Consider the following 22,117-nt stretch of genomic DNA (forward strand, 5'->3'; position numbering starts at 1 on the left):
TTGCGTCCTAATTGTGAAATTCTAAAGTGTGGCTCACCGGTTCGGTACATGGGTCTATCCGAATCGCCCACTTTGGAGAAAGCATGAGCATCAATCGTTTCCGTGCGGCTCTTTCCCGCCGTACCGCGTCTGTACTCACGGCAGCAATGCTCGTAGGCGGATCTGTCTTCGCCCAGACAGCGTTTCCGACGAAGCCCATTCGGCTGGTCGTCGCCACGCCAGCGGGAACGTCACCAGACGTTTCGGCCCGTTTTGTTGCCGAGCGCCTCTCCAGGGATCTTGGACAGCCAGTGCTTGTAGACAACAAGCCGGGGGCAAGCTCGATCATCGGCGCGGACACAGTGGCCAAGGCTCCCGCCGACGGATACACGCTTTTCTACGGCACAGCTCCCGCGATCTCGCTCAATCCGCATTTGTTTACCAAGCTGCCATACAAGTCGTCAGACTTTGTGCCGATCATTCACCTCGTCGACGTTCCCTTTGTGCTGAGCGTTCGTGCGAGTTCCCCGTACAAGTCAGTCGACGAGGTGTTGCAAGCCGCCAAGCAGCAGCCCGGCAAGCTGACCTATGCGTCTCATGGTCCGGGTACCCCCAACCATGTTGCGATGCTGGAGCTGTTGCAGAAGACCGGCGCGACGATGACGCACGTGCCATACAAAGATGGAGGCATTCTCGACCTCATGAGCGGAGTCGTGGATTGGGCGTTCGTCGCTTCGGCGGACGCCATTCCTCAAATCAAGGGAGGGAAGCTGCGCGCGCTGGCGGTATCTGCGAACGGACGTATGCCGAGTCTTCCTGGCATACCCGCCCTATCTGAGAGCTTCCCCGGCAGCCAGTTGTACTCGTGGAACGGCATCCTGGCGCCGCGTGGCACTCCTGCGGAAGTGGTGGATCGCTTGTCTGCGCCACTGCAGAAGATCGCGGCATCGAGCGAGTTTCGGCAGTACCTGCTCGAACTTGGATTGATTCCCGCCGGGGGAACGCCTGCAGAGTTTCGTTCGTTCCTGGCCAGGGATTTCGACAACTGGGGAGCAGTGGTGAAGCAGAACAGCATTCGACTCGACTGACTCAGCCAAGCGGAAAGCGTCAATCTCATCAATTCAAAAACGGAGTTTTAGTCATGACTTTCACGATCATTGCGCGCGACAAGCAGTCGGGTGATTTCGGTCTCTGCATTTCGAGCTTCTCGCCGGCGGTGGGTTGGATAGCGCCGTTCGGGTCGGCGCAGGCCGGCGTGCTCTCCTATCAATCCTCCGTGGAACCGCGGCTGGGCAAGGTGGCGCTGGGCCTGCTTGAAAGAGGATATTCAGCGCAGAAGGTGCTCATCGACATGGAGCAGATGGACAAACACTGGGAATACCGGCAGGTCGGCGTCCTCGATGCACGCGGCGGGATGGCGGTCTTCACGGGCAAGAAGAACTATCAATGGGCGGGGCACCGCATCGGGCCCGACTTCATCGCCTTCGGCAACGTGCTCGCCGGCGAGAAGACCATCGATGGGATCTGCGAGGCATGGGAGAGCAACCGAGCTGCGAGTTTCGACGACCGCTTGCTGCGCGCCATCGAAGGTGGCCGCGATGCCGGCGGCCAATTGGAGGGCCAGACCTCGGCGGCAATCAAGACGTTCGGCCGCAAGGGCACGGCGCGGCTCGATCTGCGCTGCGACCACGCGTCCGAGCCGATCGCGGAACTGCGGCGGATCGTCGACTGGTACATGCCACTGGTGGAGTATTACGAGGCGTTGGTCGATGACCCGTCGGTCATGCCCCGGCACAAGGACTGGCTCAAGGAGCGCGGTATCGAACGCGAGTACGGCAAACCGCCGTCGCACCTGGCCTGAACTTCAACCCATTCCTTTCGTAGAGCCAGACATGAGAATCAATCTTTTTCGTTGCGCCGTTTCACGCCGCACCGCGTCTGTATTCGCGGCAGCGGCCCTCCTGTCCGCGTCTGCCTTCGCCCAGACGCCGTTTCCGACAAAGCCGGTGCGCCTGGTCGTCCCCTGGCCGGCAGGAGCCTCTCCGGATGTCACGGCCCGCTTCATTGCAGAGCGCCTTACCAAGGATCTTGGCCAGCCGGTCCTCGTCGACAACAGGCCAGGGGCGAGCCAGATCATTGGCACGGATCTTGTGGCCAAAGCTCCCGCCGATGGACACACGCTTCTCTTTACCGCGGCTCCGTCGGTCTCGCTCAATCCACATGTGTTTACCAAGCTTCCATACAAGGCATCCGATCTGGTGCCGGTCATCCATGTCGTGGAAGTTCCTTTTGTGATGATCGTTCGCGCTAACTCCCCGTTCAAGTCGGTCGATGAGTTGGTGCAAGCCGCCAAACGGGAACCGGGCAAGCTGAACTACGCGACATACGGAGACGGCACGCCAAGCCACATTGCTGCCCTCCAGTTCGTGCAGAAGGCGGGCATTGCTATGACGGCAATTCCATACAAGGATGGAGGCATCCTTTCTGTCATGAGTGGGGACGTGGAGTTTTCGATGGAAGCGTCAGCTGCCGCCATCCCTCAGATCAACGGAGGCAAGCTGCGAGGGTTGGCAGTGTCTGCAAATGGGCGTGTGCCGAATCTGCCAGGTGTCCCTGTCCTGTCGGAGATTTATCCCGGCAACCAGTTGCATTCATGGAATGGAATCCTGGCGCCGCGCGGCACCCCTCCGGAAGCCCTGAATCGTCTATCAGTGGCATTGCAGAAGATCGTGGCATCGAGCGAGTTCCAACAGAAGGCGCTCGATCTAGGCTTGATTCCAGTGGGTGGAACACAGGCGCAGTTTGCTTCATTCCTGGCCAAAGACTTCGAAGAGTGGGGAGCAGTCGTGAAGCGCAACAACATTCGCCTTGACTGAGCCTATACCTATTACCCTCACAAAAAATTCATCGTGACCTACACAGTAATCGGGCGCTGCCCTCGGACTCACCAGATCGGCGTCGCCGTTGCGACGTATTCAGTTGCCTTCGGGTCGTTCACGCAAGGAGCGCACAGTGCCTATGGCGTCGTGATGTCACAGGCCAACGGGCGCAGGCGGAATGCCCCTCTGGGGCAGAGCCTGCTGCGGCAAGGGCTAACGAGCAAAAGCGTGCTTGCAGCGCTGGTCCAGGATGACGTCCACGAGAGCCTTCGCCAGATCGCCGTGATGACACGAGACGGTTTGGGTGTGGTTCACACGGGCTCGCGCGTCACGGGTTGGGCCGGAGACAAGACGGGGACGGACTACACCGTCTTCGGGAACGTACTAGCAGGCGAACACGTGCTCAATGCGATGGAGGCCAAGTTCAATGAAGATGCGACCTGGCCGCTGGTTGAACGCCTCATCAGCACGCTGGAGTCCGGCAGGGACGCAGGTGGCCAGACCGCCAACGACCGACATTTGCCCGAGCGATCGGCCTGTGTGGTCGTGATGGATCGCGAGAGCTATGCGGCATGGGACCTGCGCGTCGACATGCACGGGACCGCGGTGGAGGAACTGCGTCGCATCTACAACCTGTACAAGCCGTATCAGCCTTACTACGAAGCACGGGAGATCGACCCCACCAGTTGCCCGACCCAGTTGGCATGGGAACGCGAGAGCCTGAGCGGCGCTCACCTCCAAGAAACGCTGAAGTGATCAGAGGGCAACTGCCGGCCCTTTGTGCCGCCTCTCCGAACGCCTTGCGCAATCGACGAAACCCCTGACCTTTCCGTCTTCATGAACTTCGCTGGCAACCTCGGCCAGGGTAACGTTGAAAGCCGGGCAGCCGGCCCATCCATTGTGAGCGGACACCCCGAGCGACCGCCAGTGGCGCCATGACGGTCCCCCTCTTGGCTGGCGCAGCGTTTTTCAGCGCGGCCGCCTTGCGCATCTGCGACGCGATGCTGCCGCGCTTGGCCAGCGACTTCAGCGTGACGCCGGGTACAGCCGGGCAGGTCATCATCTGGTTTGCCGTCGCCTACGGCCTGGTGCAGTTGCTGTTCGGACCGATGGGCGACCGCTATGGCAAGGCACGTTTGGTGCGTCTGGCGCTCGCCGGCTGTGCGGGGGCATCCTTGGCGTCGGCGCTTGCGCCCGACTTCCAAGTGCTCGTCTGGACCCGCGTCGCATGGGGCATCGCCGCCGCGGGCGTGATCCCGCTGGCCATGGCCTGGATCGGTGACACCGTCCCCTACGACCAGCGCCAGGTAACGCTGGCGCGCTTGCTCACAGGGACCATCTCGGGAATGATGGCAGGCCAGTTGGCCGGCGGATTCTTTGCCGAATCGGCCGTCGGCTGGCGCGCCGCCTTCCTCAGCTTGAGCGTGGGGTACTCCGTTGTGGCGCTCCTGCTCATGGCGCAAGCGCGGCAGGTACATGCCTCGATCGCCGCGCCCGTCGCTGCTGCTTCTCGGGTGCCGATGTCGCAGCAGTTGCTGTACGTTCTGCGCCTGCCTTGGGCGCGTGTCGTGCTGCTGGCGGTACTGGCAGAGGGGTTCTTCCTACTAGGGCCGCTGAGCTATCTACCCACCTACCTGCATGTGCGCCACGAACTGCCGCTGTCCACGGCTTCTGCCCTGGCAGCTCTCAATGCGGTCGGCGGCTTGGTATACGCCTTCACCGCCAGGCACATCGTGGCCCGCTTCGGGGAATGGCGCATGGTGCTGGCAGGTGGCTGGCTGATGGGGATCGGCTTTCTGGCTTGGTGGATTTCTGCGGGGCCTCTGCTTTCTGGCCTTATCGCCCTGGTGGTGGGTTTCGGAACCTTCCTGTATCACAACACCCTGCAGACCCACGCAACCCAGATGGCGCCTGCGGCACGGGGGACATCCGTGGCCGTATTCGCGTCTTTCCTGTTCACCGGGCAGGCGCTGGGCGTGACCGCCGCCGGGTATGTCGTGGACCGGTTCGGCTTTACTCCAGTCCTGTTGTCGGCGGCTGTTGCCTTGCCTTTCGTGGGCCGAAGTTTTGCGCGTGGCCTTCAGCGCCGGTCGGCTGGCGATTGAGTGCGTCCGGTTTCAATGGCGAGCCACGGCAAAGCGATCCATTTTTCCAAACTCAGGAAATATCATTTCCACTTCAGCGACTTTTCATCTACTTTGTGAAATTTTAAAGTTCGACTGCCCCACGCGGAAAAACGCGCTTCTTGTGAACCATGCGAAACCTCAATCAAGACAACATCACTCAGGCCGTGATCGCCAGCTTCGCAGAGGCCGGGACTCCTCGTCTCCAGCAGATCATGACGAGCTTGGTGCAGCATCTCCATGCTTTTGCACGTGACGTGAAGCTGACGGAGGAGGAATGGTTCCAGGGAGTCGACTTCCTCACGCAGTGCGGACACATCACGGACTCGAAGCGTCAGGAGTTCATCCTGCTCTCCGACGTGTTGGGGTTGTCCATGCTCACGGTTGCGATGAATACCGAGAAACCGCGAGGATGCACAGAATCGACTGTCTTCGGACCCTTCCATGTCGAAGGTGCGCCCCGGTATGAGCTCGGCGATGACATCGCCAACGGGGCGAAGGGTACGCCTTGCCTGGTGCGCGGGACCGTCCGCGACATCGCGGGTAAAGCCATCCCGGGCGCCGTCTTGGATGTATGGCAATCCGACGAAGACGGACTTTATGACGTACAACAAGAAGGCTTGGAGCAAGCCCAGGCGAGGGGCGTATTGACGGCGGATGGTGACGGCACGTTCTGCTTCCGATCCATCCTCGCTGTTCCCTACGCAATTCCTCACGATGGTCCCGTGGGTCGCTTACTGGAAGCCACAGGACGCCATCCCTGGCGCCCTGCGCACCTTCATTTCATGATCAAGGCACCCGGCTACCAGACGCTGGTCACGCATGTCTTTCGCGACAAGAGCGACTATCTCGATTCGGATGCCGTATTCGGCGTGCGCCAGTCGCTGATCTGCGAGTGGAAGGAGCAGGCGGATGGCAGCTACCTGCTGGAGTTTGACTTCGTGCTCAACCCGGCTCGGGGGCACTCGAGTTGAGGGACATGAAGGACTTCGTCTATACCGCGCAACCCTCGCGAGTGGTTTTCGGTGCCGGAAGCCTGTCGCACCTCGAGCGGGAGATCGATCTGCTGGGTGCCAGGCGAGCGATCGTTCTTTCGACTCCCGAGCAGGCCGAACAGGCTCGCGCGATTGCCGAGCGCATCGGCAACCGAGCTGCAGGGGTGTTCGCACGCGCGGTGATGCATGTGCCGATCGAAACTGCGCGGGAAGCCCGTGAGTTCGCGCGTCAGCTCAATGCCGATTGCGCCATTGCGATCGGCGGTGGATCCACGACTGGACTGGGCAAGGCGATTGCGCTCGAGTCTTCCCTCCCAGTGCTTGCAATTCCGACGACTTACGCTGGAAGCGAGATGACGCCGATCTATGGCATCACGGAAGCCGGTCTCAAAAAGACTGGCAAGGATCCGCGCGTGCTGCCTCGCACGGTAATCTACGACCCCGAGCTCACGCTGACGCTTCCAGCCGGCATGAGCGTCACCAGTGCGATGAACGCCATCGCGCATGCCGCAGAGGGTTTGTACGCGCAGGACAGCAATCCGGTCATGGATCTGATGGCCGAGGAAGGGATTCGCGCACTTGCACAGGCGCTGCCGGGAATCCGGGCGGACGCCACGGAGATAGCGGCCAGGAGCGACGCGCTGTACGGGGCTTGGCTGTGCGGCACCGTGCTCGGAACGGTCGGCATGGCGCTGCACCACAAGCTTTGCCACACGCTTGGCGGAACATTCAACTTGCCCCACGCTGAAGTCCATACCATCGTGCTGCCCCACGCGATAGCGTTCAACTCAACCGCGGCCCCACAAGCAGTCAGACGCATCGAGCGTGCGCTTGGAAGAAATGGGGTGAGCGCTGCGGCTGGCCTTTTCGACCTTGCGCAGCAAAACGGTGCCCCGGTGGCATTGAAGGATATTGGCATGCGGCACGAGGATCTCGACAAGGCTGCTTACATCGCGGTTGCCAACCCATATTGGAACCCGCGTCCGATCGGCAGCGCCCAGCGCGCCGAAATCCGCGATCTGCTGCAGCACGCCTATGAAGGCGTGAGGCCGAGTTCGATTGGCGCACAAGTGCCTTAACCGCCTGCCTCTCGAGGCAGATTTAACCAACCTTTAGGAGAGCAACATGAAGAGAACCGTCATTCACACGAACAAAGTCCCGCCAGTGAAGGTACCGCTGTCACAAGGCATCAAGGTTGGCGACTGGATCTACACGTCCGGCATGCTCGGTATGGATCCCGCCACGGGGCAACTGGCTGTGGGCGGCATGGAGGCGGAAACGCGCCAGGTCTGTGAGAACCTGAAAGCCGTTCTCGAAGCCGGTGGTTCGTCGCTTCAAGATGTCCACAAGGTCGTCATCTATGTTGCGGACCTTGCGGAAATGTTGCCGATGAACAAGGTGTTCAGCGAGTATTTCCCGAACGATCCGCCGGCGCGTACGACGTTCCAGGCGGCAGCGCTGGTCATGGGCGCCCGGGTGGAGATCGAGGCGATCGCCACCGTCAAGGACTGACCAGGCCAATCAAAGCCCCGCCGACGGGAGCCATGAGGCTCCCGTCGGTGGTGATTCGATACGCCGGCATATCGCGACCATCATCAACGCCCAGGCTCCACGACCTCGAGTAAAGGACCTGGACGAGTCAAGGCAAGCAAAGCCGATCGTCGGCGGTGTCCGATGTCCGGTGGCCTTTGTTTTCCCCGAAGAGCTGCGCGGCTGAACGCCGCGCTCTTGGGGCTTCTTCGATATTGCGAGCGTCACCCCGCCGACTGCGATGTTCCCTGTCCACGGCACTTGCGAGGATGCGATATCCAAAATGCTCTACACATTCTTTTTGATCGACAAGCCTGGTTCGAAGGAGCTACGCCTGCAACTTCGGCCCGCCCACAAAGCATATCTGGCCCAGGTAGCTGACCGGATCGCCTTTGCCGGCCCCCTTCTCACGGACGACGGAACGTCGATGATCGGTAGCTTGCTGTCGATCGAGTTCGCCTCCCGGGACGATGCACTCACATGGCTCAATGACGAGCCGTTCACGCACGCTGGCGTCTATGCATCAAGCAGTATCCATGCCTTCCAGAATCTATGGCCTCAGAAGGCGGGCTTTCCGCCCGCAAAGTAAGCGTCATGGAGAGCAATGTGATCAAACACATCGTCATGTGGAAGCTGCGCGGCGAAACGCCTGAACAGCGTCGGCAAAACGCTGACCAGCTCGCGGAGAGCTTCCACAGCCTTCGCGGGCGAATACCCGGCCTTCTGCACCTGGAAATTGGAATCGATACAAGCGGCGTGGACTATGCGTGCGACGTCGTGCTGTACAGCGAATTCGCCTCCCAAGCAGACCTGGAGGCCTACGCGGGTCACCCCGAACACCTGCGCGTCAAGCGCGAAATTGGCAATCTGCGTATCGCGCGGCACCAGGTGGATTACTTCACTACAAGACTCGCGGCATAGGTCCGCGGACCTCGTCTAATTTCGACTGGAAACCCGATGAACATTCTTGGCCTGTCCGGCAGCCTCCGCGCCGGCTCTTACAACACGCTGGCACTCAAAGCAGCTCAGAAACTCGCGCCTTCAGGAATCAGGATCGAGATCGCAAGCATCGGCGATGTTCCCATCTACAACGACGATCAGCGCGTTCAGGGTGAACCCGCCGCCGTCGCAGCGCTGAAGGAAAAAGTGCGCCGCGCGGATGGACTGCTGATCGCCACACCAGAATACAACTTCTCCATCCCCGGAGTGCTGAAGAACACTCTCGATTGGATGTCGCGCCCGCCGGAGCCCCCCTTCACAGGCAAAGTCGTCGGCATCATCGGCGCGAGCCCCGGGCCAGTCGGGACGGCGCGCGTGCAGTACGACCTGCGCAAGGTCCTGGTGTTCATGGATGCGTTCACGGTGAACAAGCCCGAGGTGTTCATCAATCATTGCGCGGAAAAGTTCGATGCGCAAGGACAGTTCACCGATGAGGGTGGCAGCAAGCTCATCGTTGATTTGCTGCTTGCCATGCAGGCCCTGAAACAGCGGCTCGGCTAAGCCATGATCGACGATCCAGTACGGCTGCTCTCCATCCTCTGCGGATTGATGTTCATCCCGCACAGCGTTGCGAAGTTCACTGCGCGCCAAGCTGTGGACAAGGTCTTCGAGTCCGCAGGATTGCGCCCAGTCGCCTTCTTCGTCATCGTGTCGCTGATCATTGAAATCATTGCGACTATCGGTCTCGTGTTCAACCTGCTGCAGCCATACACCGCGTGGCTTGGGGCATTGTTCATGCTTTCCGCGGGAGCGGCCTCGTACAAGATCTCGGGCGGTAAATGGAACTGGAGCCTGGGGGGCTGCGAACTGCATGTCTTCTGGGCACTCTGCATGGTGATCGTCGCCATCCATGGCTGATGTGGCGGGCCAATCCGTTCCCCACTTGTCCGTCGCGACGTCAACTGCGCCTTTTACCCGTGCGGCGTTGACCAAGATCTCGTGGGGATCGCCTTCCAATTGAACGGTCGGAGCCGATCTTGTGATCGGCAATCTACAGATCGACAGCGGATCTTAGCTTTTTCAAGCTGGTGAAACCGTCGGGTCCGATGTCCTTCCTAGAAATATCAGGGCTGAGAACTTCGATCTGGAAGGAAACGCGCGGTTGACGATCTGACTCAATTCTTCCGATCTTCGTAAATCTCAATTCCAAGTTCCGTTCTTCTCTAAAGAATGTCGAAATCATAGATTCCGTCCCATGGCGCCAGTTATGGCACATCGCATTCCCATCCAACCATACGATCATGAGGTCAGAATGAGTTCTGCTATCACCCGCCGTACCGCATTTGCATTTGCCGCGGCAACATACTTGGCTGGAGCCGCTGGCGCCCGTGAAAGATCAGCAATTTTCGATCGGGGCGCCGAGCTGATGGCACCGCTGGCACCGCCCCCTCGCAAGCTTCTGATTCGAGGCGCCACGATCATCAGCATGGATGAAAAAGTCGGCAATATGCCCAAGGGAGACATCCTGATTGCCGACGGCACCATTGCTGCCATCGGCGTGAATCTTGATGCTGGCGGAGCCGAAGTAATCAACGCCGCGGACATGATCGCCATGCCAGGCATGGTCGATACTCATCGTCATTCCTGGGAAGGCCAACTGCGTCGCATCAACCCCAATGCGGCAACGCTCGAGGACTATAGCAACGCCACCCACCTCTCATTTGCCAAGTACTACCGCCCGCGCGACATCTACGTAGGCAACATGATCACGGCGCTGGGTTGCATCGATGCCGGTATCACTACCGTGGTCGACGATTCGCACAACAGCCGTACGGCCGCGCACTCCGACGCCGCAGTTGACGCACTGCTCGAGTCAGGCATCCGGGCGGTGCACGTCACCGGGGCGCCGGTCGCGGGCGATTGGGATACGGCACATTGGCCGGGCAACCTTGCGCGTCTGCATGCCAAGTACCTCGCCAATCGGCCTGCAGGCTTGTTGACACTTGGCGTGATGGACGCCTTTCCAAAGCTTGAAACGGACCAGTGGGCCGTTGCACGGGAACTGGGCGCTGTCATCGTGACCGAGTTCATTGGCGCCGACCTGGCGGCCCAACTTCCGGACCTGCACCGCAAGGGGCTGCTACGTAGTGACAACATCTTCAACCACTGCATTGGTCTGCCGGAATCCGCCTGGAAGATCTTGCGCGAAGCAGGTGTGCGCGTCAGCGTGACCCCACGTTCGGATGCCCACTACGGCATCGAGGATGGCATGAATGCGTGGCAGAAGGCGCTCGAGCATGGCATTCGCCCTGGCCTGAGCGTCGATAACGAGACCTCCTACAGCGGTGACATGTTCATGGAGATGCGCGTGGCCTTCTATCTGCGACGGGTGCTGGGGCACGGTGGCAATCCCGATGTGGCGGCATCGACAAATGCCTCCCGGTTGCTGCAGGCTGCCACGATCGACGGTGCAGCAACCGCGGGACTGGAAAAGCGCACTGGCAGCCTGACGCCGGGCAAGCAAGCCGACGTGGTTCTGATCCGAACGAGGGACCTCAACATCTACCCGGTCAACAACGCGATCGGTACTGTGGTGCACGCGGCTGAGCGCAGCAATGTCGATACCGTCATCATCGGTGGGCGGCTGCGCAAACGTGATGGCGTCGTGCTCGGCGTGGATCGAGCAAAACTGCGCGCCGCGATCGACGAGTCCCGCGCTTATCTGTTCAATGCCGCTGGCTACAAGCCAGATCCATTTTCGGAATCGTTCATGCCGATCCGCCGCATGTAAGAAACGCCTGGGGACATCGCAGCGCTGGTGTCCTCTATCGTCGGCTCGAATTGTCTGGCTGTGATCGCCTTGTTCAGCACCGTTGAGGTGCGGTAAGCGATTTTTTCATGCCACGCTTATCGGCCTGACCAAACTGGAATTCGCTTCTCAGCAAAGGCTTTCGGGCCTTCGATCCGGTCAGCGCTTGCGTAGAGTGCAGCGACCTCCGGCAACTGCTTTTGCCTTGGATAGATTGCACTCATGTCCGGCTCGGACAGTCCGGCTTGCACAAGCGCTTTGGAGGCCCTGATGGCGAGCGGCGATGCCTTGAGGATTTCTTCTGCCCACCGCAGTGCTGTCGCCAGCACCTGATCCTTGGTGACCACTTCGTTGACGAAGCCCAGGGACTTGCCTTCCGATGCCTTGACACGCCGGCTGGTCAGAATGATCCCCATGGCTTCCTTGTAGGCGATCTGTTGCGAAAGCCGCAGAAGTCCCCCACAGATGGCGGCCAAACCCACACGCGGCTCAGGCAACGCGAACTCTGCGTCTTCCGATGCAATGATCAGGTCGCACGCCAATGCGATTTCGAACCCTCCGCCCAAGGCGACGCCGTTGACAGCGGCAATCACCGGCTTTTGCAGATTGACCCGCCCGGTGATGCCCCCGAAGCCGCTCGGCGGCCAGGTGTTGTCGTTGCCGGCAGCCTGGAACTTGAGATCGTTCCCGGCGCAGAATGCCTTGTCGCCTTCCCCAGTGATGATGGCCACCCAGGATGAAGGGTCCGCCTCGAACCTGTCGAAGATCTTTTCAAGCTCCAGACAGGCTGGCCGATGCAGCGCATTGCGCACCTCGGGCCGGCGGATCGTGACGATCAAGACATGGCCGCGCTGCTCCACGTCGCAATACTCATAGTGCTGGATAGCGTTGTCGCTCATTCCTTGAGCCTCGCAGTTTTCGAAAGCGCTCGGATGGCGGCCTGATCGGCTTCCAGGCGCTTGGCAAATGCTGCGCCGCTCGTGCCGACGCCGGAGATGCCGAGAGCCGCGACCGATTTCGCGAACTCCGGTGTCTTGACCACATTGATCGAGGCACGCTCGAGTGTCTGCAGGATCTTCGCAGGGGTCTTTGCGGGCGCGACGATCCCATACCACACGTTGAAGTTCATGTTCTTGAGGCCCAGTTCGTTGAACGTCGGCACCTCGGGCAGCAAGGCCAATCGCGAGTTTCCAGTGACAGCCAGCGGACAAATTCGCTTGCTGACGATATGCGGCATCGCCACCGGACTGACAAAGGTGTACTCGACTTCGCCACCGATCAGACCCGTGATGGCAGGAGCCTCACCTTTGTAAGGAATGTGTGCAGCCTTGATGTTCGCGCTTTGATTGAACATCTCTCCGACCAGATTGCTGGCACTGCCGTAGCCGACCGAAGAGTAGTTGAGTGCGCCTGGCCTTGCCTTCGCGGCCTCGATCAGTTTCGCGACGTCTTTCGGTCCCTTCTGGCACTCCACCACGAGGAGCCACGGGAGGTCGGTCGACAGACTGACCATGGCGAAATCCTTCAGTGGGTCGAATCCGGCTTTTTCATTCAGTACCGGTTCCGCAGCCAGCGACGATGTGCTTCCGAACAGCAGCGTGTACCCGTCCGCATCCGCTTTTGCGACGTATTTCGTGCCGATGGCGCCGGACGCGCCGGCCTTGTTGTCGACAATGACGGTGGCGCGAAGCTGCTCCTGCAGACCTTTGGCGACCAGGCGGGCCTGCACATCCGTGCTGCCGCCCGGAGGAAAAGGGACGACCAGCGTGATTGGCTTGCTCGGATATTCTTGTGCGGCGGTCGCCAGTGCGAGCAAAGCCAACGTCGTCGAGATGACGATCTGCTTGCCCGACAGGACGTATTTGGGATGGGTCAACGCTTGGCTCCTTGGTTGTGTAGAACGTAATACCTGCGAAAAATGTCGGTGGACTGGCGGCTTTCGTGGCGCGCGATTTCCGACGTTCAGATGCCGATGGCCTGAATGGACGAATCGCGCCGACGCCGTTCCGTTTTGCTGCAACGGACGCGCCGCACGCGTCGGCGATGCGTATGAAAGAGCCGGCAGAGACGGTGAGTGGCCGAACCAGCCCTTCGGCGCGCGAAGATCCTGCGTTCAGCTACTCGTGGCCGCCGGCTCCGCGGAGATTCCGAATCGCGCGAGGATTTCGGCGTTGTGTTGACCGATGCTCGGTGGCAGCGATCTCAGTCGTCCGGGCGTGCGGCTGAGCTTGATGGGAATGCCCACGCCGCGATAGCCATCTCTCTCGAGAACCATTTCCCGGTCAGACGTGTGCTGCAGCTTGAGGGCCTCGTCGACGGTGAGTACGGGCGCGCAAGGCACGCCAGCCGCCATGAGTTCGGTGAACAGCGTCATGCCATCCCGCTCGGCCAGTTTTTGCGACAGGCGCTCGGTCACTTGCGCACGATTGGCGATTCGGCTGACGTTGGTGGCGTACTTCGCATCCTGAATGACATCCACGAGACCCAGATGCCGGCAGAGCGTCGCAAACTGCCGATCGTTGCCTACCGCAATGAAGATCGGGATCGTGGCCGTTTGATAAAGGTCGTATGGCACCAGATTGGGATGGCCATTTCCTGTCCTGGTGGCCTCACCGCCATAGAGCACGTTCGCCGCGTGGGGATGCAGGAGCGACAACGCCGTGTCGTACAGCGTCGCTTCCACCATTTGTCCTTTCTTCGATCGCTCACGTTCGTAGAGCGCAAGCATGACGCCGAGCGCAGCCTGAACGCCCGTCGCTGCATCGACCAGCGGAATGCCGACCCGGGCCGCCTTGACCGCAGGATCGCCGTTTGTGCTCATGAGGCCTGACATGGCCTGGATCGCGGCGTCGTAACCGGGTAGCCCGCCCATCTGGCCCGTTTCTCCGAACCCCGAAATCCGGCAGTGGATCAGATTCGGGAACTTGGTGGCCAGGGTCGACAGGTCGTCGATACCCCATTTTCGCCATGTGCTCATCTTGAAGTTCTCGATCAACACGTCCGCCGTCGACAGAAGCGAGAGAAGCGTATCGAGCCCGCTGTCCGCGCTCAGATCCAGCGCGACATTTTTCTTGTTGCGGTTCAGACCCAGGAAATAGGGCGCGCTGCCGTCGGCGACCGGGCGACCGTACCGCCGCGTGTCGTCGCCGTCGAAGGATTCCACCTTGATGACCTCTGCGCCATGGTCGCCGAGGATCTGACCAGCGTATGGGCCGGCCAACACCCGTGACGCATCGATGACAACCACGCCATCAAGCGCAGATTGCTTTCCACTCATAACCAGTCTCCAAATTCTCCGAGTCGCCTCAGGTGCCGGGATCGGCGCCCCCTGAAGCCTTCAGCAAATTCTAAAAAGTCTACTGTCGATGTGTCAACAAGCAGTAATGATTACTGCAATGCAGTAATCATCATGGCGTTGAACTTGGGTCCAGGCAGCAAGCGTGTGACCGGTATGCTTCGCGTCATCGTTTCGCTCTTGGGATGCACGTATTGGCTCGAACATCAAACCTGCTCACCGACCTGAGCACGACGCTTGAGGAGAAAAAGGAATCGAGGCACTTCGTCACGGCGCTCAGCCGAGGGCTGGACATCCTTGCGCTGTTCACCCGTGACGTGACCGCTTTGGGCAACGAGGACATTGCTCAAAGCACGGGGCTGGCGAGATCGACGGTGACGCGGATGACCTACACGTTGTCCATCACCAAACACCTGGTGTATGACAGCGCGATCAAGAAATACCGGCTCGGTCCCGCGACGATGGCATGGAGCTACGCAGTCATGGACAGCATGGCCGGCGTCCAGTCGTTAACTCCGTTTCTGCAGGATTTCGCGAACCAGATCGGAGCGTCGACCGTAGCGCTGAATATTCAAGCCGGCTCCGAAGTCATCTATGTGGCTCACGCATCGGGCCCAGCGCAAGTACAGGTCCGAACCGGCGTCGGGACTCGGCTGAAGCTTTGGCAGGCGGCGGCGGGCAGAGTCTTCTGGTCCGTGTCCGATGACGCGAAGAAGCACGAGGTCGAACAGGAATGGCTCAATTTTCCGGCTGACGTCCGGGCCAGGATCGCTGAAGAAATGCGCGCGGCTCAGGCTGAATGGGACAGCTATCGATTTTGCACAAGCATTGGTGCGTGGCGCCTCGGAATCAACGCCGTCGCTTGCACTTGTGGCGACGGCTCAGGAAGTGGCTGGAAGTACGTGGTGTCCTGTGCGGGTATGAGCGCGGAATTCGATCTGGAAACGCTCAAGCACAGAATCGCACCGCAATTGAAGGACTTTGCGAATTTTCTAGCGCCAAAGTTGACCTCCCTCTGATTCGGGCCAACTGGGGGTGCGAACGAAAACTTGGACTACCAGGAGGTAGTTCATGTATTCCTACGAAGATCGGATTCGAGCCATTGAGCTCTACATCAAGCTGGGCAAACGCGTCAGACCCACTATCCGTCAGCTCGGTTATTCAACAAAGAATTCTTTGAAGGGCTGCCGAGTGCGGGTGCACCTCGTTGTAGTGCTCGAAGACGGCGGCCATCTGCGCCATCACCGTTCTCACGTCGACAAGGTCCATGCGGCTGACGTAATCGCGCTTGAACGTGTTCACGAAGCTCTCGGCCATGCCGTTGCTCTGGGGACTGCACAGCTGTGTTGACGGGGCTAGGCTCGGCTGTCGAGCTATCTCCCGGGTCTCGGCTGCGATGTCGGCGCCCCCGTCGTCAAAGAGGAACTCCACAGCTTCCTTGAGGGTTTCGTTCTCCAGCGTCTTCTTGCCAATCACGCGCTGTAGCTTGGCGATCTCGGCACGAGCGGCGGCCAGCTCCGAGGCCGGCACCACCGCTTCGCCCGCCGATACAGCCGTCAGCGCGCCTTGTCGCTCGAGCTTGCGCCACTGGAACAGCAGGCTGGCAGCAACGCCTTCCTGGCGCGCCACGAGCGACACGCTCATGCCAGGTTCATAGCTTCGACGAACCAGCGTGGCCTTCTCTGCAAGGGACCAGCGCCTGCGGCGCTGATCCCTCATGATCACTTCGACGGTATCCGTATTCCTAGTCGTGTCGTACTCACAGTCCTACCCCTATCATTAAAGATAAGCGATAGACCGTGTCCTGTCATTCAAGGGGCCAGCTCATACACGCAAAGCGGCCCCTCTAGAAATCAATCGTTAACGCATTCCAGTTGTCCGGAACGGGGGTTCGGTCCCTGCTTTCCGGGGCCAGGGCCGGTGGCTGGCAGGCCGTAATCGGCTTTCACGTCAGCGTTGTCTACAGGTCGGAAGCCCGCGGCATCGAGCACCCAGGCGTCGAAATAGTTCGACGGATTCATCGGGGTCGTGCCATTGCTCTTCATAAACGCCGTAAGCAACGGAACTTCCGATTCGAGGTAAGGGAAATGCAGTCCGTATTCGAGCTTGTAGCCCACGCTCACGCCATCGACCAAGGTGGCGCGAGTACCGAGATGATGGGGCTGGAAATACTTGATGCCGAAGGCCGGCATCAGTACGCGCGCCTGGTTGACCACGCGCGATTCGGGGCCACCTTGCCAGACATCGATGTTGGGCACCTTGGCCGCGCGCACAGCGTCGGCGAGGTTGGAGAAAGGCGCGCCGTAGACGGTCTCCGAAGGCGTGCCCTTGCCGACGACTCGGGGGATGAAGAGGTCGACGCCTCCCGCGCCGCTGTCGGAGACATAGAGCGTCAGTACCTTGTCCTTGTTCTTCGTCTGTGCGGTGACGAGAAATCCGAATGTCTCCACCCCTGCCGTGCCGTTGCCTGCCTGCCCACAGTCCAGGCTGTGCAACCAGCGCACCACGCGCACGGTCACGAACTCGTTCATCTTGAATGTTTCGCCGCCCTTGAGGGTGGTGCATTGCGACTCGGGGTTGCCATACGCGGCCACAGCTGCGCAAACGGCGGCGGGGGCGTAGATCGGCTTTCCAGTTTGCTTTGCGTACTCAGGGATCTGCAGGGCGTGGTCGCCATGCTCATGGCCTACGAGAAAGAAGTCGACAGTCCCGCGCTTGGTCAACGCCGTCAAGGCCTTCTTGACGGCTGCCGGATTAGGTGTGCGACCGGAGTTGACGACCTCGCCGTCCAGGATGAAGCCAAGGTCGCCGACCTGATAGTGCCAGTTGCTGATGCCGAACCAGGTGGTCCGAATGTCCGACGGCGCCTTGGCGAGCGGATCGGCAGGCTCCTGAGCAGGCGGCTCGGCGGGTGTGTTCGGGACCGCGGGAGGCGGCGTATTGGCACCAATGCCGATCAAGGGAAAGCTGTTGTTGTTGTCTGAGCCGCCACCACATGCGGTCAACGTCATAGTCAGCGCCGCGGCGGCCGCAAGCGAGGTGTACGCGAACATCTTGAGTTTCATTTGTTGCCTCTGTATTTTTCAGATTGATTCTTGGATGCCACTCTGCAAGTCACCCTGACATAAAGACGGGCTGGGGAAGGAAAGCGAATCCAGGACCGCCTTCCAGCAGAGCCGCAATCGTGGCGTTTGCAAGCTGTCGAATAGCTGTCAACGCTGACATGTGGGAGTCGGTACAAACCCTGCGCGTGTCGATCTGTCACGGGTGATGGCCGCGAGCTCTGCCACATTTCACGCTTATGCGCCAAGCAGCGTGGAGGCGACAACGCTGGGATAGCTAGCTCAACCCCCTTGGTGAATGCGATGCAGCTCCCATGATCAAGGTAGTGCCTGGCCGCATGGCCGGCCCGGCGCTGACGATCAAGGCGCGCCCCGGTGACAACCTGATGATCCACAAGGCGCTCCACCTGGCCAAGCCTGGCGATGTCGTCGTGGTGGACGCCGGTGGCGATCTGACTAACGCCCTCATCGGCGAAATCATGGTCGGTGACGCCGTGAACCAGAAGCTGGGCGGCTTCGTGATGAACGGTGCCATCCGTGATGCAGGCGCGATCCGCGAAGGTTCGTTTCCTGTCTTTGCAGCAGGCGTCACGCACCGCGGCCCCTACGCGGACGGTCCGGGCGAAGTCAACGTGCCGATCTCGATCGACGGCATGGTCATCGAACCGAGCGATCTGGTCATCGGCGACGAAGACGGCCTCCTGTGCGTGCCCTTCGACGATGCAGAACGCCTGCTCGCTGCAGCGCATCAGAAGCAAGTGATCGAGAACAAGATGGTGGCCGACATCAAGGTCGGAACCCTCGACCGTTCGTGGATCGACGCGACGCTGACCCGCCTGAACTGCTACATCGAGCAATGATGCGACGCGGCGAGTTCAAGCTCGCCGCCTGTTGCGCATTCACAAATGCCGCCGATGCTCGGCGCCCTTCTTTCTTGATTTAACGCGGCCACTACAAGGCCGCGCACGGAGCCACGACTTGTCCAATCGACGCGCCCTCATTGGCGGCCTCGCCGCCGCCCTGCTCTCGACCGCAGCGGCGAGCCAGGATTTCAAGCACCCGATCAAGATTCGCGCCCTCTGCCGGCTACGGCGCCATAGAGGACTTGATCCCTGTCGGAAAGGTGGCGCGGTTCCAGTGGACGTTCGCTGTCCCGATGTCCAGCCCCGTCAAGACGCTTCCGGAATTTGTCGACTACGTGCGCGAATCGCCTCAGAACGGCAACTACGGGGTTCCGCTCATCGGCGGCGTGCCCGACATCATCGGTGCTGCCATCACACGCAAGGCGAATGTGCGCATGGAACCCATCGCGTTCGGCGGATCGATCGGCGCAGATGATGCCCCAGTTCATCGGCGGGCAGCAGGCATCCGGCGTGGCCGGCGAGCCCGAACGCGTAACGATGTTCCGGGGCGGCAAAGAAACCTAGTTTGACGTGGGCTCGCGGGGCGATGGCGACGTGGTTGGACCATTGGGACCAGTCCGGACGCGGAGTTGGTCAACACGATGCTGGACGCAGCCATCGAGACGGTGGCCGACACGACTGATCGTCCTGTGCCCACTCCGATCGGGGCGACCACTACCGCTGGCCAGGTTGGTTATCCAGAATGAGCGACGCGAACTTCACCCGCTCGATGTCTCGCAAGGCATGCTCGCCTAACAACGCCGCTTGCGAAGGCTTCTTCGGTCGGCTGAAAAACGAGCTGTTCTATCCTCAAGACTGGAAGAACGCCAGCATCGAGCAATTCGTCGAGGCGCTCGACGCGTACATCCGCTGGTACAACGAAAAGCGAATCAAGATCTCGCTCGGCTCCCTCAGCCCGATCGAATACCGGGTGAGCCTTGGACTTGCGGCATAAACTAGTCCAAGTTTTTATCCGCACCCCCACTGGGTCACTTCTGGATGGAAATCAACATACCGGCGAGCTCTAAGTCAAAGTTGAACTCCACGCGTTAGCGCTCCGTCAACTACCAAGTTGGTCCCGGTAATGAAGCTCGCCGCCGGACTCGCGAGAAACACCGCCGCATTGGCCATTTCCTGAGGCGTTCCCATCCGCCCTGTTGGATTCAGCGCAAGCGCTTCCGCAAACAACTTGGGATTGTCAGTTTCGATCTGCGTCCAGACACCGCCGGGAAAGTAGGTGTTGCCCGGTGAAACGGAGTTGGCACGGATGCCCTTGCCCGCCAGATGAAAAGCCAAGCCTTGCGTGTAGTGCACGATCGCGGCCTTGACGGCGCCGTATGGCCCGGAGGCAAAGTCGATTTCTCGCGCGGAGACACTGGCTATGGTGACCAAGGCCGCGTGTGCACTCTTTTCCAGCGAAGGCATGGCCGCGTCAACCAAACGGACTGTGCCCATCAAGTCCACCTCGAACCCGTTGCGCCAGGCAGCTTCGTCGTGCGAAATGGCCAGCGCACTGACATTGGCAATGACAATGTCTATGCCGCCAAACTCGCCGTTGACCTCGGCGACCCAAGCTTTAAGCGCGTCGCCATCCCTCACATCCAGTGCGTGGCCCCGAGCTTTCGCGCCTCCGGCCGAGAGTTCGGCTTGCACTTGTGCGACTTCGGCGCCGTGGCGTGCGCAAAAAGCGACCCTTACCCCCTCAGCCAGAAGCGTTTCGACGATCGCTCGTCCAATCCCCTTGGTGCCGCCGGTGACAACGGCGTTCAATCCTTGCAATCGCAGGTCCACATCGATCTCCTGTGTCTGAGCAACGGATTCAAGCCAGGTCAGCGAGGTATTTCTTCTCCACGCCGGCAGCCACCGAGTACTTGGGGTCCACAAAGTTGCCCAGGCGAACCTTGCCGCACTGGCTGAGCATCATGTAGGCATCCCATTGGTCGTAGCCGTACTCCTGGGCCATCCAGAGCACCAGTTCCCGGTAGGCGATGCGGGTAGCGTCCTCGAGCGGCCGCGCACTGCCGATCACCATGATCTTGTCCTCGGTCTCCAGGCGGGGCCAGTCGATCTCCCAAGCCTTGATGAGGTCGACGTGAATCGTGGTTCTGCTGGCGTATTCCACCGCCGTGCCGCAGACCTCGCCGTCGCCCTGACAGGCATGCGCATCGCCAATGAACAGCCGCGCGCCGGGCGAACGAACCGGCAGGTAGGTGATGCTGCCTGGCCCCATGTCGGGGATGTCCATGTTTCCCCCGTGGTTGTCGGGAGTGAGCGAATTGATGGAGTCGATCTCGGGCGAGAGGCTCAGAGTGCCAATGTGCGGCCGGTAGGGCAGCGTGACGCGTCGGCTCCAGTACACCCCTTCTTCATCCAGGTCGATCTTGCGAGTGATCTCCGGCAGCGGATCGTTGAGCAGTGCAGTGAAATCCGTGGCTGCGAGTCCGCCGAAGCGTGGGATCAGGCAACAAGTGCCTCGGGGGTTGGCGCCGCGCGGCAACATCGACTCGATGTGGACAGCTACCACGTCGCCCTTTTCAGCACCCTCGATCATGATCGGGCCGCTTTGGGGATTGAGGAACGGCACTTTCAGCTTTTGGCTCGGAAGATCCTTTTCGGTCTGGATCTTCCCGTCGAACGCATCACGGGTGTCCACAACGATACGGTCACCTGGCGCGACTTGCATCACCGGCTGCGAGTACGGGCCGATCGTGTAGTGAAAGGTGCCCTGGCGGGCCTCGCTCAGCTCATGAGTCTGCCCCACTTGACCGCGGGCGACACCTCGCGTGTGCATGATCGATTGTTTGAGCCAGTCCATTTTTTTCCTTACTGTGTTGAGTTGAAATAGGGGATGGTCAGCCGGGATGGTCAGACCGAGATCAGGGCACGAATGTCGGTAGCCGCCATGTCACGGCCTTCACCACTGGCCACGACCTGTCCTCGCACGAGCACGGTGAAATGGTCGGCCACCGACTCTGCAAAGTCGACGTATTGCTCCACCAGAAGAATCGACAACTGCCCCTTGAGTGAGGCAATGACGGCCTGGATCTCCTGCACGATGGAGGGCTGTATGCCTTCCGTGGGTTCGTCGAGGATCAGCAGTCTCGGCTGGGTCAGCAGCGCCCGTGCAATGGCCAACTGCTGTTGTTGACCGCCCGAGAGATTCCCGGCCAGCCGCTGCCCCATGCTCTTGAGCACGGGAAACAGGCTCACGACGTCTTCGTAGGTGTGGCGGGGCCGGCGATCCTGTCCGGCACCGCCTCCTGACCCTGCCGGCCGGCGCCGCCGCTCAGCGGTGATTTCACCCACGAGCAGGTTCTCACGCACCGTGAGCTCCGAAAACACCTCGCGGCCCTGAGGAACGTAGCCCATCCCTGCCTGCGCGCGGGCTTCGGGGGTCCACGATGCCACCTCCTGACCACCCAGCATCACCTGACCTGAACGAATGGGCAGCAGTCCCATGAGGCAGCGCAAAAGAGTGGTCTTGCCGACGCCGTTTCGTCCGAGTAGCACCGTGCAGCCTCCGTCAGCTACCTGCAGGCTCACCTGCCGCAAGACATGGCTGCTGCCGTAGTACTGGTTCAGTCCTTCAATCTTGAGCATCACC

Annotated in this window: 24 protein-coding genes and 1 pseudogene; 17 read left to right on the plus strand and 8 right to left on the minus strand. The window is 60.4% G+C overall.

The genetic code is table 11. The annotated features are described in order from the left end of the window. Positions 1–83 precede the first annotated feature (83 nt). The 13 genes from FB547_RS22040 to FB547_RS22100 all read left to right on the plus strand — a co-directional run bounded on the left by FB547_RS22040 (position 84) and on the right by FB547_RS22100 (position 11,236). Positions 84–1,067, plus strand: coding sequence for a Bug family tripartite tricarboxylate transporter substrate binding protein (locus FB547_RS22040; protein ID WP_145745808.1), 984 nt, complete (start codon positions 84–86; stop codon positions 1,065–1,067). Positions 1,068–1,120: 53 nt separating this feature from the next. Continuing rightward, positions 1,121–1,840 carry a DUF1028 domain-containing protein gene (locus tag FB547_RS22045; RefSeq protein ID WP_145745809.1) on the plus strand — a complete coding sequence of 240 codons (720 nt, stop codon included), beginning with the start codon at positions 1,121–1,123 and terminating at the stop codon, positions 1,838–1,840. A gap of 31 nt (positions 1,841–1,871) precedes the next feature. Next, on the plus strand, positions 1,872–2,855 hold the full coding sequence (locus FB547_RS22050; protein ID WP_186454224.1) for a tripartite tricarboxylate transporter substrate binding protein: 984 nt from the start codon (positions 1,872–1,874) through the stop codon (positions 2,853–2,855). A gap of 33 nt (positions 2,856–2,888) precedes the next feature. Then, the gene (locus tag FB547_RS22055; RefSeq protein ID WP_186454225.1) at positions 2,889–3,614 is read left to right on the plus strand and encodes a DUF1028 domain-containing protein; all 726 of its coding nucleotides are present in this window, start codon (positions 2,889–2,891) and stop codon (positions 3,612–3,614) included. Positions 3,615–3,793: 179 nt separating this feature from the next. Further along, positions 3,794–4,963 (plus strand): MFS transporter, encoded by a 1,170-nt coding sequence (locus FB547_RS22060; RefSeq protein WP_145745812.1) that lies wholly within the window; start codon positions 3,794–3,796, stop codon positions 4,961–4,963. A gap of 149 nt (positions 4,964–5,112) precedes the next feature. Continuing rightward, on the plus strand, positions 5,113–5,955 hold the full coding sequence (locus FB547_RS22065; protein ID WP_145745813.1) for an intradiol ring-cleavage dioxygenase: 843 nt from the start codon (positions 5,113–5,115) through the stop codon (positions 5,953–5,955). 5 nt (positions 5,956–5,960) lie between these two features. After that, entirely contained in the window at positions 5,961–7,055 is a 1,095-nt protein-coding gene (locus FB547_RS22070; RefSeq protein WP_145745814.1) for a maleylacetate reductase, read from the plus strand. Positions 7,056–7,101: 46 nt separating this feature from the next. Next, positions 7,102–7,488: a RidA family protein gene (locus FB547_RS22075; RefSeq protein WP_125966973.1), complete on the plus strand. Its 387-nt coding sequence runs from the start codon at positions 7,102–7,104 to the stop codon at positions 7,486–7,488. A 301-nt stretch (positions 7,489–7,789) separates the two neighbouring features. Next, positions 7,790–8,095, plus strand: a complete 306-nt coding sequence (locus FB547_RS22080) for a YciI family protein (protein ID WP_145745815.1) — start codon at positions 7,790–7,792, stop codon at positions 8,093–8,095. Between the two features lie 17 nt (positions 8,096–8,112). Beyond that, positions 8,113–8,427: a Dabb family protein gene (locus tag FB547_RS22085; RefSeq protein WP_222431249.1), complete on the plus strand. Its 315-nt coding sequence runs from the start codon at positions 8,113–8,115 to the stop codon at positions 8,425–8,427. A gap of 36 nt (positions 8,428–8,463) precedes the next feature. After that, on the plus strand, positions 8,464–9,006 hold the full coding sequence (locus FB547_RS22090; protein WP_145745817.1) for an NADPH-dependent FMN reductase: 543 nt from the start codon (positions 8,464–8,466) through the stop codon (positions 9,004–9,006). Positions 9,007–9,009: 3 nt separating this feature from the next. After that, entirely contained in the window at positions 9,010–9,363 is a 354-nt protein-coding gene (locus tag FB547_RS22095; protein ID WP_145745818.1) for a DoxX family protein, read from the plus strand. 394 nt (positions 9,364–9,757) lie between these two features. Further along, positions 9,758–11,236: an amidohydrolase family protein gene (locus FB547_RS22100; protein WP_261380357.1), complete on the plus strand. Its 1,479-nt coding sequence runs from the start codon at positions 9,758–9,760 to the stop codon at positions 11,234–11,236. 116 nt (positions 11,237–11,352) lie between these two features. Here the strand turns inward: FB547_RS22100 and FB547_RS22105 are convergent, their stop codons facing one another. From FB547_RS22105 to FB547_RS22115, 3 genes are all read right to left on the minus strand, one after another. Further along, positions 11,353–12,153, minus strand: coding sequence for an enoyl-CoA hydratase-related protein (locus FB547_RS22105; RefSeq protein ID WP_145745819.1), 801 nt, complete (start codon positions 12,151–12,153; stop codon positions 11,353–11,355). Beyond that, entirely contained in the window at positions 12,150–13,130 is a 981-nt protein-coding gene (locus FB547_RS22110) for a Bug family tripartite tricarboxylate transporter substrate binding protein (RefSeq protein WP_186454226.1), read from the minus strand. Before FB547_RS22110 ends, FB547_RS22105 begins: the two co-directional genes overlap by 4 nt. A gap of 237 nt (positions 13,131–13,367) precedes the next feature. Beyond that, positions 13,368–14,531 (minus strand): CaiB/BaiF CoA transferase family protein, encoded by a 1,164-nt coding sequence (locus FB547_RS22115; protein ID WP_145745821.1) that lies wholly within the window; start codon positions 14,529–14,531, stop codon positions 13,368–13,370. 203 nt (positions 14,532–14,734) lie between these two features. On the opposite strand from FB547_RS22115, the gene FB547_RS22120 reads away from it, so the two are divergent. Next, complete coding sequence (locus tag FB547_RS22120) at positions 14,735–15,568, plus strand: IclR family transcriptional regulator (RefSeq protein WP_145745822.1); 834 nt, start codon at positions 14,735–14,737, stop codon at positions 15,566–15,568. 142 nt (positions 15,569–15,710) lie between these two features. Here the strand turns inward: FB547_RS22120 and FB547_RS22125 are convergent, their stop codons facing one another. Further along, on the minus strand, positions 15,711–16,268 hold the full coding sequence (locus tag FB547_RS22125) for a transposase (RefSeq protein ID WP_145745823.1): 558 nt from the start codon (positions 16,266–16,268) through the stop codon (positions 15,711–15,713). A gap of 134 nt (positions 16,269–16,402) precedes the next feature. After that, complete coding sequence (locus tag FB547_RS22130) at positions 16,403–17,614, minus strand: MBL fold metallo-hydrolase (protein ID WP_261380358.1); 1,212 nt, start codon at positions 17,612–17,614, stop codon at positions 16,403–16,405. Positions 17,615–17,925: 311 nt separating this feature from the next. Between FB547_RS22130 and FB547_RS22135 the strand changes: the two genes are divergently transcribed. The 3 genes and pseudogenes from FB547_RS22135 to FB547_RS22145 form a co-directional block, all read left to right on the plus strand. Beyond that, the gene (locus FB547_RS22135) at positions 17,926–18,471 is read left to right on the plus strand and encodes an RraA family protein (RefSeq protein WP_145745824.1); all 546 of its coding nucleotides are present in this window, start codon (positions 17,926–17,928) and stop codon (positions 18,469–18,471) included. A 296-nt stretch (positions 18,472–18,767) separates the two neighbouring features. After that, the gene (locus FB547_RS22140) at positions 18,768–19,043 is read left to right on the plus strand and encodes a hypothetical protein (RefSeq protein ID WP_410000809.1); all 276 of its coding nucleotides are present in this window, start codon (positions 18,768–18,770) and stop codon (positions 19,041–19,043) included. A 30-nt stretch (positions 19,044–19,073) separates the two neighbouring features. Beyond that, positions 19,074–19,468: pseudogene (locus FB547_RS22145) on the plus strand (transposase); the annotation flags it as partial. Positions 19,469–19,542: 74 nt separating this feature from the next. Here FB547_RS22145 and FB547_RS22150 read toward each other — a convergent pair. Genes FB547_RS22150 through urtE form a run of 3 tightly spaced genes read right to left on the minus strand, consistent with a single transcriptional unit; the run spans position 19,543 to position 22,113 of the window. Beyond that, the gene (locus FB547_RS22150) at positions 19,543–20,304 is read right to left on the minus strand and encodes an SDR family NAD(P)-dependent oxidoreductase (RefSeq protein WP_145745826.1); all 762 of its coding nucleotides are present in this window, start codon (positions 20,302–20,304) and stop codon (positions 19,543–19,545) included. A gap of 28 nt (positions 20,305–20,332) precedes the next feature. Continuing rightward, a complete protein-coding gene (locus tag FB547_RS22155) occupies positions 20,333–21,328 on the minus strand; it encodes an acetamidase/formamidase family protein (protein ID WP_126184668.1) in 996 nt (331 codons plus the stop codon). A gap of 50 nt (positions 21,329–21,378) precedes the next feature. Then, the gene (gene urtE, locus FB547_RS22160) at positions 21,379–22,113 is read right to left on the minus strand and encodes an urea ABC transporter ATP-binding subunit UrtE (RefSeq protein ID WP_145745827.1); all 735 of its coding nucleotides are present in this window, start codon (positions 22,111–22,113) and stop codon (positions 21,379–21,381) included. Between the last annotated feature and the right edge of the window lie 4 nt (positions 22,114–22,117).

The organism is Variovorax beijingensis, assembly GCF_007828835.1.
GTDB classification, from domain to species: Bacteria; Pseudomonadota; Gammaproteobacteria; order Burkholderiales; family Burkholderiaceae_C; genus Variovorax; species Variovorax beijingensis_A.

Coding starts and splice junctions, on each gene's coding strand:
- FB547_RS22075 (WP_125966973.1), top strand. CDS start 7,102: ATGAAGAGAACCGTCATTCACACGAACAAAGTCCCGCCAGTGAAGGTA.
- FB547_RS22130 (WP_261380358.1), bottom strand. CDS start 17,614: ATGAAACTCAAGATGTTCGCGTACACCTCGCTTGCGGCCGCCGCGGCG.
- FB547_RS22065 (WP_145745813.1), top strand. CDS start 5,113: ATGCGAAACCTCAATCAAGACAACATCACTCAGGCCGTGATCGCCAGC.
- FB547_RS22135 (WP_145745824.1), top strand. CDS start 17,926: ATGATCAAGGTAGTGCCTGGCCGCATGGCCGGCCCGGCGCTGACGATC.
- FB547_RS22115 (WP_145745821.1), bottom strand. CDS start 14,531: ATGAGTGGAAAGCAATCTGCGCTTGATGGCGTGGTTGTCATCGATGCG.
- FB547_RS22100 (WP_261380357.1), top strand. CDS start 9,758: ATGAGTTCTGCTATCACCCGCCGTACCGCATTTGCATTTGCCGCGGCA.
- FB547_RS22050 (WP_186454224.1), top strand. CDS start 1,872: ATGAGAATCAATCTTTTTCGTTGCGCCGTTTCACGCCGCACCGCGTCT.
- FB547_RS22070 (WP_145745814.1), top strand. CDS start 5,961: ATGAAGGACTTCGTCTATACCGCGCAACCCTCGCGAGTGGTTTTCGGT.
- FB547_RS22105 (WP_145745819.1), bottom strand. CDS start 12,153: ATGAGCGACAACGCTATCCAGCACTATGAGTATTGCGACGTGGAGCAG.
- FB547_RS22080 (WP_145745815.1), top strand. CDS start 7,790: ATGCTCTACACATTCTTTTTGATCGACAAGCCTGGTTCGAAGGAGCTA.
- FB547_RS22125 (WP_145745823.1), bottom strand. CDS start 16,268: ATGAGGGATCAGCGCCGCAGGCGCTGGTCCCTTGCAGAGAAGGCCACG.
- FB547_RS22060 (WP_145745812.1), top strand. CDS start 3,794: ATGACGGTCCCCCTCTTGGCTGGCGCAGCGTTTTTCAGCGCGGCCGCC.
- FB547_RS22095 (WP_145745818.1), top strand. CDS start 9,010: ATGATCGACGATCCAGTACGGCTGCTCTCCATCCTCTGCGGATTGATG.
- FB547_RS22120 (WP_145745822.1), top strand. CDS start 14,735: ATGCACGTATTGGCTCGAACATCAAACCTGCTCACCGACCTGAGCACG.
- FB547_RS22090 (WP_145745817.1), top strand. CDS start 8,464: ATGAACATTCTTGGCCTGTCCGGCAGCCTCCGCGCCGGCTCTTACAAC.
- FB547_RS22040 (WP_145745808.1), top strand. CDS start 84: ATGAGCATCAATCGTTTCCGTGCGGCTCTTTCCCGCCGTACCGCGTCT.
- urtE (WP_145745827.1), bottom strand. CDS start 22,113: ATGCTCAAGATTGAAGGACTGAACCAGTACTACGGCAGCAGCCATGTC.
- FB547_RS22140 (WP_410000809.1), top strand. CDS start 18,768: ATGTCCAGCCCCGTCAAGACGCTTCCGGAATTTGTCGACTACGTGCGC.
- FB547_RS22045 (WP_145745809.1), top strand. CDS start 1,121: ATGACTTTCACGATCATTGCGCGCGACAAGCAGTCGGGTGATTTCGGT.
- FB547_RS22155 (WP_126184668.1), bottom strand. CDS start 21,328: ATGGACTGGCTCAAACAATCGATCATGCACACGCGAGGTGTCGCCCGC.